Source organism: Leptospira sanjuanensis (assembly GCF_022267325.1).
GTDB lineage: Bacteria > Spirochaetota > Leptospiria > Leptospirales > Leptospiraceae > Leptospira > Leptospira sanjuanensis.
This window is the reverse complement of record NZ_JAIZBG010000001.1, coordinates 728757-745586: the sequence shown is the minus strand read 5'-3', so window position 1 is coordinate 745586 and position 16830 is coordinate 728757. Positions and strand designations below refer to the sequence as shown.

The 16830-nt window shown below is 43.0% G+C and carries 13 protein-coding genes; 6 read left to right on the top strand and 7 right to left on the bottom strand.

Annotation, left to right across the window (positions count from 1 at the left end; genetic code table 11):
* Positions 1-8: 8 nt before the first annotated feature.
* From LFX25_RS03445 to dusA, 7 genes are all read right to left on the bottom strand, one after another.
* Positions 9-695 (bottom strand): hypothetical protein, encoded by a 687-nt coding sequence (locus LFX25_RS03445; RefSeq protein ID WP_238728925.1) that lies wholly within the window; start codon positions 693-695, stop codon positions 9-11.
* Between the two features lie 418 nt (positions 696-1113).
* Positions 1114-1833, bottom strand: coding sequence for a hypothetical protein (locus tag LFX25_RS03440; RefSeq protein WP_238728924.1), 720 nt, complete (start codon positions 1831-1833; stop codon positions 1114-1116).
* Between the two features lie 102 nt (positions 1834-1935).
* Positions 1936-2397 (bottom strand): hypothetical protein, encoded by a 462-nt coding sequence (locus LFX25_RS03435; protein ID WP_238728923.1) that lies wholly within the window; start codon positions 2395-2397, stop codon positions 1936-1938.
* Between the two features lie 164 nt (positions 2398-2561).
* Positions 2562-2897: a hypothetical protein gene (locus tag LFX25_RS03430; RefSeq protein WP_238728922.1), complete on the bottom strand. Its 336-nt coding sequence runs from the start codon at positions 2895-2897 to the stop codon at positions 2562-2564.
* Positions 2890-4368: a hypothetical protein gene (locus LFX25_RS03425; RefSeq protein ID WP_238728921.1), complete on the bottom strand. Its 1479-nt coding sequence runs from the start codon at positions 4366-4368 to the stop codon at positions 2890-2892. The genes LFX25_RS03430 and LFX25_RS03425 overlap by 8 nt, the downstream gene beginning before the upstream one ends.
* Positions 4369-4741: 373 nt before the next feature.
* Positions 4742-6664 carry a PP2C family protein-serine/threonine phosphatase gene (locus LFX25_RS03420; RefSeq protein ID WP_238728920.1) on the bottom strand — a complete coding sequence of 641 codons (1923 nt, stop codon included), beginning with the start codon at positions 6662-6664 and terminating at the stop codon, positions 4742-4744.
* A gap of 50 nt (positions 6665-6714) precedes the next feature.
* Positions 6715-7737 (bottom strand): tRNA dihydrouridine(20/20a) synthase DusA, encoded by a 1023-nt coding sequence (dusA, locus tag LFX25_RS03415; protein ID WP_238731493.1) that lies wholly within the window; start codon positions 7735-7737, stop codon positions 6715-6717.
* Between the two features lie 107 nt (positions 7738-7844).
* On the opposite strand from dusA, the gene LFX25_RS03410 reads away from it, so the two are divergent.
* From LFX25_RS03410 to LFX25_RS03385, 6 genes are all read left to right on the top strand, one after another.
* On the top strand, positions 7845-8864 hold the full coding sequence (locus LFX25_RS03410; protein WP_238728919.1) for an LIC10647 family lipoprotein: 1020 nt from the start codon (positions 7845-7847) through the stop codon (positions 8862-8864).
* Complete coding sequence (mnmC, locus tag LFX25_RS03405; RefSeq protein WP_238728918.1) at positions 8864-10987, top strand: FAD-dependent 5-carboxymethylaminomethyl-2-thiouridine(34) oxidoreductase MnmC; 2124 nt, start codon at positions 8864-8866, stop codon at positions 10985-10987. The genes LFX25_RS03410 and mnmC overlap by 1 nt, the downstream gene beginning before the upstream one ends.
* Before the next feature lie 25 nt (positions 10988-11012).
* Positions 11013-12893 (top strand): RecQ family ATP-dependent DNA helicase, encoded by a 1881-nt coding sequence (locus LFX25_RS03400; RefSeq protein ID WP_238728917.1) that lies wholly within the window; start codon positions 11013-11015, stop codon positions 12891-12893.
* A gap of 376 nt (positions 12894-13269) precedes the next feature.
* Complete coding sequence (gene srpA, locus LFX25_RS03395; RefSeq protein WP_238728916.1) at positions 13270-14592, top strand: sigma factor sigX-regulated lipoprotein SrpA; 1323 nt, start codon at positions 13270-13272, stop codon at positions 14590-14592.
* A 342-nt stretch (positions 14593-14934) separates the two neighbouring features.
* Positions 14935-15456 (top strand): RNA polymerase sigma factor, encoded by a 522-nt coding sequence (locus tag LFX25_RS03390; RefSeq protein WP_238728915.1) that lies wholly within the window; start codon positions 14935-14937, stop codon positions 15454-15456.
* A gap of 2 nt (positions 15457-15458) precedes the next feature.
* Positions 15459-16817, top strand: a complete 1359-nt coding sequence (locus LFX25_RS03385; protein WP_238728914.1) for a FecR family protein — start codon at positions 15459-15461, stop codon at positions 16815-16817.
* Positions 16818-16830 lie beyond the last annotated feature (13 nt).

Genomic DNA, 16830 nt, shown 5'->3' with positions numbered 1-16830 from the left:
TCCCAAACCTATTTAGACTCATTATTATCAAATTTTATAAATTCATAATACTCTTTAGCTTTTTTCATACGATCATATGAGTAAACAGAAGGATGGGGCAAATTAAATATTGCTCCGTTATCAAAGAATCTTTTCATCCGATTCTTGACTTCATTGCCCCAAGAGATAATTCGATAATTTAAAAAACCTTCCTTGACCTTATTAATAATAGAGACAAGGCTTTCTGCCTTTTCTTCATACAATCTGTTCTCCAAAAAACTCCCGGACTGCCAACTATATGGAAACCTGTATCCAGGAATTAAATTAAACATTAATACAAGATTTTTTTCACAATCGAAATCTAACAAACATTGATTGTACTTTATACCTTCCTTAGTCATTGGATAGATTTGAAATATCGAATTAAACTCATATCCATTTCCGACAAGTGGATACCAATCATGGCCGATTATTATTAAAAGATTTGAAAGCGTTTTATTTCCATTCCAATTAAGGATTAAATCATCTGAGAATTTATTTAAACCTATTGTGGTACCAATCTCGGTCTCTCGAACCAATTTATTTAATGCATCAATTTCAGAAAACTCTTTCCAGTTTGCATTATTTATCTCTCCAGCAGCGTTAATTTTATTCAACTTATCCCTTAAACTTTTTACCTTTATTTCATTTTCGCAATACTTCTCTATCGGCTGCATAAAGTCAGATGTTATAAAAGGTAGATATCCGAGACTTTCATAGTTTCAATTTTTTATATCCGCGTATGCGTTATATTCATTAATGCATTCCCTAAATATTAATTTATAACGATCCAGAATAAGCTTAACTTGTTCCTCTGAATAAAATCCTTCTACTGTCATAAAATATCCTTACTTTTCAATTTTTAATAAATTCCGTTCCAACCTAGACTCTTCCAAAATGAGAAATTCTTTCGTTGAAAGATCGCAGCTTTTACAAAGAACTCGGAAATACCAAGAATGGACTGCCTTATCAAACCTTTTTGTAAAATCTAATCCGTACCGGTGATTACAGTTAGGACACACTTTCAAAGGGATTCCATTTGTTAAAAACTTAGTCATAATATTCTCTGAATTCGATTTATAATACTCAGACTTTCTACTGAGAAAGGATAACGGATATAATTTCATACTTTCCTTTGTAAAAATCATTTTCGAAATCCGTTACAAAGTACCAACCAAGACTTGGAAAATAATAACCACGACTTTTACTTCCTGGCGTTCCTTCTAACTTTGTCTTACAGGTAATCATAATCGCATTACCAGGGATGTTTTTATGAATTTCACTTGCTTGCATGACCTTTCCAGTCTTACAAGTGGATAAATATTCTGCATAATGGTTCTCTGATTTGATTTCAGTTCGATACTTTTCCCTGAAAGAAAATATTGTGTTGGGTCTTTCTAAATTACTCAGATTAGGAAGATTCACCTCCACTAACACTCGTTTATGCAATCCAGCGTTCGAAAGTTGCCACAATTGAAAAAAACCTAACAGGCTGAGTTCCTTAGCGCCATCTTGCCCCTCTTTCAAAATGTAGAGAGTATCAACACTTTTAAAATAATGCACTTCAATTTTAGGAAGATCCTTCTTTCCTTGAAATTCAGATTGAATCTGCACTACCATAGATTGTATTTTTAGTTTTGGAACTTGAAAGCTTTCAACACTTTTGCGAAGCTCCTCTTTCACAGAATTCGAAACTTCTGGATCACGATTTGTTGAATGTTTAAGTAAAATCGCCGTTGCAGAAGCAAACAGAAATGCGGCAAATAGTAGTTTAATTTTATTTGATTTGATTTGATTTGATTTGATTTCATTCACTCTACTAGGAAACCAAATTGTTTAATGTAAAGTTTTTTCTGAATCATATAAAATACAAATCATAATTCCGTAGAAAGCGAACCCTTTAAATATTGAATTGATTTAGGGATTTCTTGCAACTTTTCTATTCATCTTCCTCACCGAAACATCGCAAGCCTCATCCCAACTTTTCTGGTATCGATCAGGAAATTTACTTCTCGCAATTATCATTACTTTATTCCAATTTAAAAGATCTTGATTCCCTGGCTTTCTTAGATACCGTTTTCTTAACCTATCAAGTTGCTTTGCGATTTTATACTTTTCAACTTTAAAGTTAGGCTCTTGATTTTGATTTCTTCTTCCTTTTAACTTCTGCACTTGCATCCGGGAAGCATGAATCCAGAGTCCGTCTTTGATCTTAATGAACTTCCCTTGATTCATCTTTTTCAAAATCCGCGATTCAGTTTCTTGCCAAGCCGTATAAATATCATAGCTAAATTTAAGTTTTACTTTCTGTAATCTAAGATAACCTTTCCAAGGATCGACGTTTCTTTCACTTTTCTCTTTTAAAAATAACTGAAACAATTTGATCTTATTTCTGTTAAGACATTGGGACCACGTTCGTTCTCTTACATCTTCCCTAACCCTATACCAAGCCCATTTAATCCTTTGACAATGTCTGATTCGAACGGAATCGACAATATTTCGAATCCAATGATTAGGAAACTGATTTTCAGCCTTCCGATTTTTCAACTCCTTACCTTCTTCATTTTCTTTTCAGAGACAGAGTATCCTTTTTCAAATCCTCTAAAACGAATGATCTCAGCCGCTATTTCTATAATCTCTTCCTCGGAAATATGACGAGCAAGATAGGAAATTGTTTTGTCCACAAGGTAGTGGTTTTCCTTTTCAGAAATTCCGACTTTCTTAAACGGTTCTCTCAGTTCTATTTCAGCAGTCAACGGTGTTAATATTCGACCCGTTAACGCACACTTACGATCATATTTTTCGAGAAGTTCGTAAAAATCATTTGCAGTAAATTTAAACGTAGCTTTCGGTTTTATGTTCTTTTCTGTCTTAGCCATTCAGATCTCCTAATAATTCCATTCTTCGTTTCTTATTGATTCCGTATTTATTCCTTCCGCCAAAGGTAGGGTTCTCAAAAACAATATCGATGTTTTCCTCTACTTTTTCGTTGTTCTCATATTTGTCCCTATCAAACGTATAAAGGACATCAGGTAATTCAGAGATGAGTTTCTTAAGTATGAACTGTTTCCTCTCGTATTTGTTCTTTCCAACTTGTTTGATATCCGCGATTCCGAGTTTGGCCCACCTTTGGATAATTCGAAAGACCGGCATGTGCGTTGCTAATTCTTTAAAGTCGTGTTGCAATAGATTGTAATCACTTTCATAACTCATTTGATTCCAAATCGAATACGCAATGGAGTTATAGAACTTTTCTTTTTGTTTTCGAAGAATCGGACCTGATTCCATAAAATCCAAATAATCAATGTGAGCCTGTTTGAGTGGAAAGAAATGATTCTCATCGAACAAGAATCGGAATTTTTTACTGATACTTTTCCTGCTTCGACTGTGATCCGAATGAATTCTCGTGAAGGTCGTCGGCGATGAATAAAGTAGATTTTGTCTCTTTTTAAGAAGATTTATGGGTTCCTTGCCAGTTACACGGGTTTTGTTAGAAATCCTATACTTACTCCCTACATTCCGCAATATTCCTAACTTCTTCTTACCAACGAGCCTTTCTAAACCATAGACTCGAATCCCTTTCAAAGCCGAATATTCATTCAGATAAAGAATACTATTCTCTGGTCGTATATAACTGTAAGACGCTAAAAAAGAATACTTAATCGATCGCTGAGTTCCTTCAGCCACTTGAGTATGAATTCCATTCTCAGACCAGCGATTCTTTCCCCAGACATTTCTCTTTGTATCCTTAGCTCTTTTAGAATGATTGATACTTCTAAAGTTCTTGTTGTATCGTTCCATCCAAGGAATACCTTCATCCGCGAACAAAGGAACATCTTCAGGTAAGAAATCAAACAAAGGTTGAAGTGTTTTCTGCTTTTGATCAGGGACAGAGGATAGTATTACTGGACCACCTTTAATCGCAATCGTATGACAAAGAGTTCCGATCTGATATTTACCTCTCTCTTCAGCTACTGAATCTGTTAAATAGATAGAAGCTGTCTGACCTTTATGCTTAAATCTCTTCCGATATCCATTGGCTCTTTGAGAAGCTGAGAATAAGGCAAGCGTATCTGTATGAACAACTGGCTTGCCTTCAATAAAAGGCTTTAAATCCCCTGTTTCTGGCAGTTTTTTACCCTTCCAAGCTTTCTTTAGATCCTTGACCATTTCTTCCTTAATCAAAGGAATCAAATCGCTACAGAAGATCTGAAGCCTTCTTTTCAACAACGTTCCGGTATTCTTTGAAACTGATAACCTTCTACAGATTGCTGAAGCTGATAGACCTAATGGAAAGAGTTCAATTGACTCAATCAGTAAATAGCTAAATACCCATAATGGAAGTTTCAAATGTTCTAAAGGAGTTCCAGAAGTCCTTGATTCTAAATAATTACACTTAGGACAACGAATCACATTCTCTCTGGTAGAAACTTCTTTGCTAAGTGGAATTTTACACTGTGGGCAACTTTTAGGATAGAGAGTGGATAATAGATTCTTAGTGATTTGAGTATAATAGTCAGTATTTAAGTGAGGGAACTTTTGAGAAAAGCGATCTTTGGCCGACAGTGATTTAGATGGTTTAAAAGCGGAATGCGAAGGAGACTGGATATATTGTAGTGATTCTTTTCTTACAAAAGCTGTGGAAATCTCGGCTCCGAGGACGTTTCGCAGAAACGGGTTGGAGGTGGGATTTGGTGTTGTGCGAAATGTAAGAAAAGAATAACTACAATATATCCACAGTCAAGTAAGTCAGGTCGTCCGGGATCTTAGAAGAGGAAAAAGATTTCACCGTGGAAAGAATTTCTTCGTTCAAATTCCGGGGATTTCGGGAGAAATTATTCTTTAAAACTTCCAAAAGTCTGCGCTCTCCGAAAATTTCCCGTTGCGGACTCAAAGCTTCCGTAATCCCGTCCGTATAAAAAAAGAATCGATCTCCCGTTTTCAATGCGATCGTATAGGTTTCGGGTTCGATCGTTTTCATCATCCCGAGTATCATTCCTCTTCCTTTTAAAAACTCCGGCTCGGCCGGTTCTTCCCGAATCAAAACGGGGGGAGGATGACCCGCGATCGAATAGCGAAATTCGTCCCGTTCGAGATCGTACAAACATACGAGAGCGGAGATGAAATTTTTTTCCAAAACCTGAAACATCCGGTTGTTGAGTTCGGAAAGAATCTTGGAAGGTTCATCCAGTTTTCTGCTGAGTTCCAAAAACGAAACCTTGAGCATCGACGAAACCAAAGCGGACGCAACCCCGTGTCCGAGAACGTCGCAAAGAATGAACATTACCTTTTTCTCATCAAGAATATGATAGTCCAAGAAGTCGCCTCCAATCTGATCGACCGGAATATAAACCGAATTTACGGAAAGACGATGAATTCTTCCGTCGAGCTGCGGAATCAAACGCGTCTGAAGATTGGCGGCCATTTCCAATTCCTCGTGGAGAATCCGATTCTGCCTTCTGAGTTCGGCCGTTCTTTGTTCCACCTTTCCTTCGAGATTGGCGTTGAGTTTTTTGAGTTCGGCGTGCGCCCTTGCGTTTTGATACGAAATACTCACCGCGCCCGAAATCAAAAGAGCGAAAAATCCGTACTGCGATAAGAACATATTTCTTCCCGTAAGATTGTCGAGAACTACGTCGATGATCGCAAAGAGCGCGAGTAGTCCGACCCCGCCTACCATAATCAAGGCTTCCATCACCTTCTTTCTCAGTTCTTCGTAGAACATGGGAATCAAAAGAACGGCCATGAACACGAGAAGTCCCTGCCACGCATAAACGAGAAGCGCCCTTTGTGTTCCGTCGAGTTCGAGTAAATGCAGCGAACCGATCACAAGACTGGACTTCATTACGATCTTGGCCGCGGTCCCCGTTTTTTTACGGAACAACGCATACAAAAAATATAATATACAAGCCGGGAAAACGCTCTGCGAAGAAAAGAAGGATCTTGTCAAAAGCCCGAAGGGAACTTCGGCGTAGTGCATTTTGTGCAGAAGAGGAATTCTCCAGAAGACGAACAAAAACGCGGACAAGGAAAGAAAGATGCTCGCTCTCGAATGCCTGTTCAACGAATACGAAATCGACTGTTGCAGAAAAACTCCGAGAAACAAAACGATCAGCACGAGCTGCAGAGCGTCTTCCTGAATCAACGCATCCTTGAGTTCGTCAAAGTCGCCTAACTTGGGTATGCTGCGGAAGATCCCGCAGTGAAATCCTAATTCTCTGCATTCGATCTCGACTCGGATCGTATTCGGTTTTCCTTTTTCGATCCATTCCAAAGGAATCTTATACAATCGGCTTCGAAACCACGCCGCTGCATACGGATCGATTTCTCCCGTCTTTCCGATGAGCTTATCGTTGAAATAAACCTTGTCCGCGGATTGAATCCGATCCAGAAAAATTCCCTGGGAACCCGCGGGAGACATTAGCGGATATTCCACTCGAACTCTGTAAACGCCTTTGATCGGAATCTCGAAACCTTGATTCGTCAAACCGACTCCGGGAAGAATCATCTGAAAATTCTCTTTGCCTTCGTGTTTGAATTCCCAACCTTCGTTGAGAGGTTGTACTTTTTCAGGATCGATCGGGTTCGAGTATACGTCGAAAGCGATCAGACATAATAGGAAATATCCGAAGAGAATCGGTTTCATAGGGAAGGAGGCATCAACCTATTCCCGCGCGGATGGATGTAAAGTGAAATTTAGATCGAAGGAATCAAATCAAGCGCGTCGTTCGGAATCTCGCTCACCGCTTTCGACAAAAGATCGCTCGTATAATTCGAATACATGTTCTCCGTAAGAATTCTTCGGAAACTGCGCGCTCCTTTTTCTCCGTGAAACAAACCGAGCATGTGACGAAGCGCGTGATGCGGTTTTCCGCCCTGCTTCTCTTTGAGAATCACTTCTTCAATGTATTCCTGCATGCGTTCCACGACTTCCCTTCTGCTCAAGGAAGGTTTGTCGTCTCCGTAAAACAGAGAATCGATTTCGGAAAATAGATACGGAGTTTCGTAGGCCGCGCGGCCGATCATCACGCCGTCGTTCCACCGAAGTCGTTCCTTCATTTCGGATAGCGTTCGGATTCCTCCGTTGATCTCGATCAAAAGATCGGGGAATTCTTTCTTTAAGGTTTCTACGTCCGCATAACGCAGAGGAGGAACTTGACGGTTTTGCGCCGGTGAAAGTCCGCCTAAGATCGCGATTCTTGCGTGCACGATAAATCGCCTGACGCCCGCTTGGCGAACACAATCGATAAATCGAACTAAATCCTCGTAGGATTCTTTACCGGGAATTCCGATTCTGCATTTCACCGTTACCGGAATCGAAGTAACCGCGTCCATCGCGGATACGAGTTCCGCGACCCGTTCGGGTGTTTCCATCAAACACGCACCGAAGTTTCCTTCCCGAACCCGATCGCTCGGACAACCCACGTTCAGATTGATTTCGGAATACCCGTAATCTTCGCAAATTTTAGAAGATTCCGCGAGTGAGTTTGCGTCGTCACCGCCCAACTGAACCGCAAGAGGAAGTTCTTGCGCGCTGTACGACAAAAAGCGATTCCGATCTCCCCGCAGGATCGCGCCAGTGTGAATCATCTCCGTATAAAGAAACGTATGTCTGGAAATCAGTCTTAAGAAATATCGGAAATGACGATCCGTCCAATCCATCATCGGCGCCAAAGAAACAGGGGTTGGCTTCGGAATTTTAGAAGTCGGAACGATCATGTAAGAGCTCGCTACCAGAATTTTTTTGCAAGCCGCTTCGGTCAAGGAACCTCCTCGGCAATTACGGCTTGGAAATCGGAAAGAATCGGAAAAGAATGTCCTGACCGATGGATTTTCTCCGGACGAAACGCAAACGAATCACATACAAGCGATGGATTTTCCTATCGCTCGCAGGATTCTGTCTCGGATGTCTTTCATCCTGCAAAACCTTAGAATCCTTTTTCGAATCGATCATTTTGACCGGAGGCGTGGACTCCACCCAATTGAATTTTTTCGCGAAATACAATCCCTTGGAAGAATGGATTCGTTCCAACGGAGGACTTAAGGTTCCGGAACGGGACGTCCGCCCCGTAAATCACGATCCTCCGAAATCGGTTCCATTTTACACGATCGGTTCCATCCCGAGAAGACTTCCCGGCGCGCCCTATTCCGGTTATTTAGCCGTCTTCAATTACTTCGCGTACGGTTTTACCGTGACATCCCCGAGAACGTTCCGAGGAGATCTTTTGAACTTTCCGGACGACGGGAGAATTTCTTCCAATCTGTTGGAACAGACATTTTTCGGATTGTATCCGCTTCCCGATCCTTTCGGAAGAAAGGCGGAATATCTCTATATGGATTACCAAGCCTATGCGACCTTTTATCTCGGTTTTATCGCTTCGCAAAACTGGAACTTCGGAATCGGCGTCAACCTGGGTTACAGCGTTTACGATTTCGACATATTAGAAAAAGGTTATAGAGTTTCTACGGCGAGAAATCAGACCAGGGCCATCGCCGGGTTCAAATTGTTATACGAATACAATATCGGCCGGTTTTTCGAGGATACGATCTTTTATAACGTCTATCTTTATTTGGAAGCTTCGACCATCGGGAACATCGAGAACAGCGATCGGGACTCGTTCCATATAGGAAACTTCGGGAAAACTCCGATCACACAAACCATTCCCGCCTCCAATGCGGAAGGGTATCACGATCTTTATCTGACCATGTCCACGCTTCGAATCGGAGTCCGCAAAGAAATCCAGTTATCCAGACCGACTATGGACGATCTTCTCCGCAAAGACAGAGAACCCCCCAAAGAATCCGTTCCTCCGAAAGAAACACAACCTCTGCCTCCGAGAATTTAATGCTTTCCTGGAAAGAAAATTTAACCCCCGTATCTGCCGAGTTCGACGACATTTACTTTTCCCCGGAAAACGGACTGAAGGAAACCGAACACGTCTTCATTCAGGGAAACGATCTTCCCGAAAGATGGAAGAATTCGAATATTCAAAATTCGTTTAGCATCTTGGAGCTAGGGTTCGGAACTGGGCTGAACTTTTTTACGACCTGGAAAGAATATCTCGAATACAAGGACCGGTTCCGCCTCCATTTTTTATCGATCGAAAAATTTCCTCTTAAAAAGGAAGAGATCACCAAGGCCCTTTCCGTTTTTCCGGAATTGAAGGAAATCACGGACGAATTTCTGAATTCGTATCGAGACTTGATACCCGGAATGAATTACTTTCGTTTTTTGAACGGGAGAATCCATCTTACCCTGTTTCTGGGCGACGTTACCGATGCGTTACGCGAAATTTCCGGCAAAGCGGACGCGATATTTTTAGACGGGTTCGCTCCTTCCAAAAACCCGGATATGTGGCAAATCGAAACTCTACAAAATCTCAAAAACTTCTGCAAAATCGGGACCACGGTTTCCACGTTTACGGTCGCCAGAATCGTTCGAGATTCCTTGTCGGCCGCCGGTTTCACCTTGGAAAAACGTCCCGGCTTCGGGAGAAAACGGGAAATGTTGACCGGAAAAATCACGGAAGACGCATTCGAAAATTATAATATACCTCCGAACGAATCGGAAACGTTCCGTCAAACGTCTTCCCCGAACGAACTTGAATCAAAAATTGACGGTCAAGATCGAAAGAATTTCTTTTCCGAAACGGCCGAGCTTACCCCCTCGGAAAAACCCTGGTGCGTTCGGAATTATCCGAAAACGAAAATCGAAACCGCCGTGATCATCGGAGCGGGAATTGCGGGATCCGCTCTCGCCTATTCCTTATCCCAGCGCGGAATCAGAGTGACTTTGATCGATCCGTCCGGAATCGCCAACGAAGCATCGGGAATTCCCAGCGCGATCTCGCATCCGCACCTTACGAAAATTCCCGGAGCCGTCAGCTCATTCACGTTACGCGCCTTTCGATACGCGCTTCAGTTCCTTTCTTCGTTTGCAAACGAGAATGAATTCAAACCTTGTGGACTCTTTCACGGAGTCACGGAAGAAATGAATTCGGAACGATTTCGAAACGGCATAACAAATCATCGCCTCTCAGAAGAGATCGTATCCTGGATTTCGAAACATCAAGATCAGTCGAACGTCAAAAAGGACGATCCGACCAAAATCCGAAGCGCACCGCTGACCGAGGAGATTGGAGAAGGAATTTTTTTCCCGAAAGGATTCTGGACCCAACCCGCGGCGATCGCGAAAAAATGCGCAAAACAACCCGGAATCGAATTCATACAAGCGGCTGTGACCGAGGTCGTTCGGTCGACTCCGACATCGCCGGGCAATTCGGAACGTCCTTCCTGGAAACTCAAACTCCAAAATACCGACCGGGAAGTACATTCTGATTCTATAATATTCTGTAATTCTCATTCGATCGGAGAACTGCTCGCGCCCCTATTCGACGGAAAAGAACCCTTCCCGATCAAAAAAGTCCGCGGACAACTTCTCGTTTTGAAAGAAACGAAAACTTCCTCCGAATTGGAGCACATTCTCTGCGCCGAACACTACTTTACGCCGTCCATTCACGGAGAACACGTCTTGGGTTCCACCTTTGACGAATTCGATCTAGACCGGAATCCGCGCCCCAAAGACACGGAACAATTGCTCGAATATCTTCGGAACAAATATCCGAGTTTACACTGGGATCAAGGCTCCGTTCTTTCCGAGCGGGTCGGATTCCGCGCGCAAACACCGGACCGTTTTCCCGTATTGGGACCGGTCTTTGATCCGAGAACCTTTGCGACAATCTACAAGGAAATCGAACTTCCCCGCAACCGATCCAAAAAATATCCTCGTTTACAACCGATCCCCGGCCTCTATGTTTTCGGAGGATTGGGCTCCCGAGGAATTTTAAGTTCTTTTTTGGGTGCGGAGATTCTCGCATCCTTGATACTGGGAGAACCCGCTCCCGTCGAATCGTCCCTACTGGAATTTTTGCATCCCGCTCGGTTCCTCTATCGGAAGGTTCGCAAATGACATGAGTTCGCGGTAACTTAATTCGATGAATTCGCCGGAAAACAATCACATTCAAAATTTAGAATCTTCTTTGAAGGAAGTATGGGGGCTGCCCCGTTTCCGCAAAGGTCAAAGAGAAGCGATCGAATCCGTTCTAGTCGGGAACGATACGTTGGTCATTCTTCCCACCGGAGGAGGAAAATCGCTGATCTATCAATTGCCCGCGGTTCTAGACGAATCGACTTTAACGCTCGTCATTTCTCCGTTGATCGCGTTGATGAAGGATCAAGTCGATTCCCTCAAAGCGAAAGGGATCGCCGCCGAATACTGCAACTCGACGCAGGACGATCTCGAACAATTGAGAATTTTGAGCCGCGCCGCCACGGGTAAAATCCGCATCCTTTATCTTTCCCCCGAAAAAGCGCTGAGCAGACAAGTATTCGAAATTCTTCCCAAACTTCCTTTGGGAAGAATCGCGGTCGACGAAGCGCATTGCGTTTCCCAATGGGGGCACGACTTCCGGCCGGAATACCGCAAACTCTACGAACTGAGAAATAAATTTCCGAAAAAGATTCCAATCATCGCGTTAACCGCCACAGCGACGTCCCGAGTCGTCAAAGACATATCGGATTCTCTCGGTTTAAAAGAACCGAATCTGATCAAAGGAAGTTTTTATCGCGAAAATCTCAACTTCTCGATCCGATTTCCGCAAAACGAAACCTCGAGAGAAAGCGAACTTCTCAAACTTCTCATCCAAGGGAACTTTCAAAAAACCGCGAGCGGAAGAGCGATCATCTACTGCGCGACAAGACAAAAGGTGGAATCGGTTTACGAATTTCTAAAGAAGAACGGATTCAAAGTCGGAAAGTATCACGCGGGAAGAACGGATTCCAGCAGGGAAAAAACGCAGGACGGTTACAGCGCGGGGAAGACGAACGTGCTCGTCGCAACGAACGCGTTCGGAATGGGACTCGACAGTCCCGATGTCCGCCTTGTGGTCCACTATCAATCTCCCGCGTCTTTGGAAAGTTATTATCAGGAAGCGGGACGAGCGGGACGGGACGGAAAGTCCTCGGATTGTATCCTCTTTTATCACCCGTCCGATCTCGTGACGCAGAGTTTTATCATCGGAAAGGAAAGCAACCGTAAGGGTGGAGAAACTCTTCTTTCTTTCGTGAAAGAATATGCAATTTCCGGCAAGTGCCGTCAGCAGATTCTTTGTTCGTATTTCGGAGAGGAAATTTCCGCTTGCGAAACCTGCGACATCTGTTTGGAAAAGGAAACTCCGAATTCTTCTGCGGAAAACGGAAGAGAACGATTCCTAAAACGCGAAGAGGATAAAAAACAAAAAAGGGAAGAAAAGGAACGATACGATTTTTCGGACGAAGAATTGAATACGATCGAGGAAGTTCTCGAACAAATCCCCGGCAAATTCGGCAAACGAATGATCGCGGGAGTTCTGCGCGGCTCGAGATCGAACGAAATTCTCAGAAAGAAATTGGATCGTTTATCCCAATACGGATCGCTGCGATCCGTTCCGGAAGAAGCGATCTTAAAGACTCTCGACGAATGGATCGCGGAAAAAAAAGTCAGAATCGTCGGAGATAAATATCCGAAACTCATTCTCGCATCGACCGTAATCGTTAGAACTCCGCGCAAAAAAAAGGATCCGAACGAACAAACCGACGCCGAAAAAAAATCCCTTCCCGCAAAAAACGTAATCCAGGAATTAAAGAATTATCGGGATCGAGAAGCAAGGCGCAGAAAGTGGAAGAAGTTTATGGTGCTTCAAAATCCGGTCATCGTTCAGATCGCAAAAGCCATGCCCGAAACGACGGAAGAACTTTCCCTCATCAAAGGAATGGGTTCCGCCAAGGTTGAAAAATTCGGAAACGATATTCTACGTATATTAGAAAAGTGGAAATAAATTCGGGCAACATTTCCGCGGTTCGATTGTATTTTTAGACCGGATTCGTGGTAGTTCCCACAACGCGGACCTTGTTACGGCTGATTCTACCGTTTTAGAACAATTTGTGGTAGTTCCCACATTTTTCAATTTTCTTCACAGTGGACGAGCTTCCAATCTATCGTCGCGACCGGTAAGCCGCCGCTCAACATCCGGAGTTCCGACTTTTTTCAAAAAAGCTTCTCTTTTTAAGTTTATACAGTTATAACTTGAACTGTACGCAAACATCACTTTCACATTGTTACCAAAACCGAAGAAAGCTTTTTCTCAAATCCTGTCTCAGTCGTCTTGGAACCTCTCTATATTTCTTTCGTGATTTCATTGGAGGTTTTACACGATGAAACAAAATAAAAAGAAACATAACGGAAGAATGATACAGGTTACGGCTTTTGTAACCGCATTGTTGTTCACGATCACGAGTTGCAAGAAGGATAAAAAGGACGATACCTTGGAGCTGTTGTTGGCCGCTTCGGTTTTAAACGGACCGAACGGAACGGCGACATTTAATTTTTCCAATACAAACGGTTTGCTCGCGGCAAGAACTCAAGATTCTTCCCATTTTTTAACTCTTCCGAACTCGATCGGAGTAGGTTCCGGATTTCTAACGGATTTGGGCGGGGAAGATCCGCAAACGTACGGAGACGGGGCCGGTGATGGATTCAATGATAAGTTTTTAACCCCCGAAGCAGTGGGAATTCAAGTCTGCAAAATCGTAGCCTATAAATCCGTCGCGAAAGGCGGTCCCGAAAGAGGAAAAGAGACATTAGAAAATGCTAATTTTGTTTCCTTTGACATCGCGGGAATGCTTGGAATACTCAATCTCATGATGCCGAACGTCGGTCCTTGTCCTGGATTTTTTCCTGCGGGAATTACTCAGATCGAAAAAGCAAATCCGATCTCAATTCCAATTCGACAAATTCCTGAGAGTGAAAGAGGAGACTATGATCGAGTCGGCGTCGTAGCAAGAGCGTTTACATATTATTTTAAATCCGCCGACGTCACCGAAAATTCCTATCGATATGTGGATCTAGTATTGAATAACCCGAAAATCGAAGGAATCACACCGCCTGCGGGAAGTCCCGGCGCTTCCGGCGTCGTTTGGGGAAATGCGGAAAGAGGCGATGTCGTTTCTCCGATCTTTACGAAAGACTGTTACGCGTCTTACATGACGAGTCCAAGTTTTATATTCCAGGATCTCGCAACCGTCGAGGAAAAAAGAACGCCGCGTATGGGCTGTAATTTTCTCGAAGGATTCGTAGATTCTGGAAGCGGTTCTTTTATCAACGGGATCGGGTCACAGGAACAATTTACAAGACCGAACGACTTCCTAAACGCACCGATCGGTAGTGTCGCGACTACGGATAAGTCGAAAAAACTGAAATTTAGAACTCCTGCATCCGCGGCCTCCTTGGGGACAAACGATCCTTACATTCTTGTAGTCGACCTTGACGCTTCGAAAGGAACGAGCGGAAGCCTTCTGTTCAACGTCTCCGTAGATAAAGTCCTCTTCTGGGACTCCGCAGCCGGAGACAACGTATTTTCTCCGCAATCGGACGCGGCGGACAGACCGAACGCAACGAGCGGATCGGATAACCTGACAAACACCGCGAGAAAAAACCTGATCTTTCGCTTACCGACGATCCTAAGTCAGACGAAGTGAAAGAAGTCCGAACATTTCGGAACCTATGAAATCCGGAAAGGATCCGATCTTTCCCGCAAGCAGAACACAGAAAGGAGCGTTACGCCCCTTTCTGTGTTCTTATTTTAAATTCTCAATGAAAATCAATGTCATGTTCAATATGCAAATTATAAAATATTTTCTTTTGCAATATCAAAATGCCACAGGAAAGAATTTCTTCTTCTCAAAAGATAAAGTAGAGGATTCCGAAAAATTTATGCCTCGATCTAAATCGTATTCTATTTCCATCATGCAAAAAATGAAATTATCCTCGGTCGACTTCCGATCGGAGCTGTGTTTCCTATTTGTATCCAACGGGTTAAAATGAAGTTAAGTCAAGATCACGATTTTTCCCTGTTTTATCGAAACTACAAAGATTCCATCTATAAGGTGATTCGATTTCTCGCTTCGGATCCGGAAGAAGTGGAAGACATCGCTCAGGAAGTTTTTTTGAATCTTTACAAAGCATTTCCTAATTTCACTCCCGAAAGAGGAAGCTTTTATACTTGGGCGGCTGCGATCGCAAAAAATACTTACTTTACGTATAGAAAAAATCGGAAGAAAGATCTGTTATTACAGGGAGACGGACCGATCGAGACCTTTCGAGTGGAAGACGACTTTATCAAAAACGTCGAGGCGAAAATCGTAGAGGAAGAATTGAGAGAGGTAATCTCTTCTCTTCCCGAACCCGAAAAAAGCATTATTTTGTTAAAAGAAATCAACAACTACACTTTGGAGAAAACATCACAGGCGTTAAACATTTCAACGAGGACCGTCAGCAGAAAACTGTTAAAAGCGTTGGATCTGCTCAGAGAAGAATTAGAAAGAAGAAAAGTGGCTTTGTAATTATGGAAAGAAAAGATCTACACGAAGAATTCGAAGAACTGATGTCTTTATTTCTCTTCGGCGAAACGACACAAGAGGAGAATCGGAAATTAAACGAAATCATCGATCTCGATCCGGAACTCAAACGAAGATACGAAAACTACATTCGAACACAAGCCGGTTTGAAAGAACACAAACTCGAACTCGAAAAACTTCTTTTCGAAAACGCGAAACAATCCGGTAAAACAAGACTCCTTCAAGCAAACTATAGAAATCCGTTTTTAGCCGCCGCGGCGTTGGTCTTTCTAGTGGTCTCTCTGACTTTGATTTTCAGAACAAAAACGACACAATCTACGGAAGGGATTCCGATGGAAGTCTCGGGGAACTGCGCTCGGGAAAAACTTCTTTCGGATTGGATTCAAACCGATCCAAACTCCTTTTGCGATGTAAAGATCGACGGAGCGGCAGGAAGCGTCCATTTCAGAATCTTTCCGAACTCGAAGATTCGAGTTTTAAATCTGGCAAAATCGATCGAAGAAAGTAAAACGGAAGGATATAAACTTTCCCTCTTTCTGCAAAAAGGAAATCTTTTGTTAAACGAAGTCATTTCCGATCCGCAAGGAAAGACGACTCTCTACATCGACGGAACCTCGATCCGATTGACCGGAACCAAGGTGTGGATTCAAAAGGAAGAAGGAGGATTCAAGATCGATGTTTGGGACGGGGCTGCGGAAATCCGTTCGGGAGTTCGATATCTGCTTCCTTTCGTGCTTAATGCGGGTTTGGAAACGTCCATACGCGAATCGGAAGCAACGATGATCAAAAACGATCCGAAATTGAAACTACCGCTCGAAGAAGTATTTAAAGACGTGTTTCAAACGAGAATCTCGAACGCATCGCTGGAAACCGATTCGCTCTCGTTTACGAACGATTCTTCCGAAGACTCGCTTTCCATTTTAGAAAAAACGAATATGGATCCGCGGAAAACTTCTCTTCTTCTGGAAAAAATCCAAAAGAAAATCGAAACCGATTTATCCGGCAAGAAACCGACCGTCCTAAGCAAGGAACACATTCAAAATTTGGAACGTTTTTCGGAGCGATCGGAAAATTCAAAGTCCGCCGATATCGAACTTCCTCCGAAAATCGAAAAGAAACCGGAAACATTCTCGATTTCTAAATTTCCAGAGTCGACCGAACGCCTATCCGAAACCAAAAAAGAAGAACCAGCACAACCCGTGCGTTTAGGAAACAAAACGATTCGACTCAAGGACGGGACGGAACTCAAAGGAAGCGTAACTCAATACGGTGACAAATACGTCGTCGAAATCGAAGGCAGAAAAAAAACGGTCTCATCCAAAGAAGTTGAGTCGATCTCGTTTTGAACGATTCGGAGCA

Bases quoted from the DNA above. Each gene is read 5' to 3' on its own strand.
- LFX25_RS03410 (WP_238728919.1), top strand. From the start codon at position 7,845: ATGGATTTTCTCCGGACGAAACGCAAACGAATCACATACAAGCGATGG.
- LFX25_RS03445 (WP_238728925.1), bottom strand. From the start codon at position 695: ATGCAGCCGATAGAGAAGTATTGCGAAAATGAAATAAAGGTAAAAAGT.
- LFX25_RS03430 (WP_238728922.1), bottom strand. From the start codon at position 2,897: ATGGCTAAGACAGAAAAGAACATAAAACCGAAAGCTACGTTTAAATTT.
- LFX25_RS03400 (WP_238728917.1), top strand. From the start codon at position 11,013: ATGAATTCGCCGGAAAACAATCACATTCAAAATTTAGAATCTTCTTTG.
- srpA (WP_238728916.1), top strand. From the start codon at position 13,270: ATGAAACAAAATAAAAAGAAACATAACGGAAGAATGATACAGGTTACG.
- dusA (WP_238731493.1), bottom strand. From the start codon at position 7,737: ATGATCGTTCCGACTTCTAAAATTCCGAAGCCAACCCCTGTTTCTTTG.
- LFX25_RS03390 (WP_238728915.1), top strand. From the start codon at position 14,935: ATGAAGTTAAGTCAAGATCACGATTTTTCCCTGTTTTATCGAAACTAC.
- LFX25_RS03385 (WP_238728914.1), top strand. From the start codon at position 15,459: ATGGAAAGAAAAGATCTACACGAAGAATTCGAAGAACTGATGTCTTTA.
- LFX25_RS03420 (WP_238728920.1), bottom strand. From the start codon at position 6,664: ATGAAACCGATTCTCTTCGGATATTTCCTATTATGTCTGATCGCTTTC.
- mnmC (WP_238728918.1), top strand. From the start codon at position 8,864: ATGCTTTCCTGGAAAGAAAATTTAACCCCCGTATCTGCCGAGTTCGAC.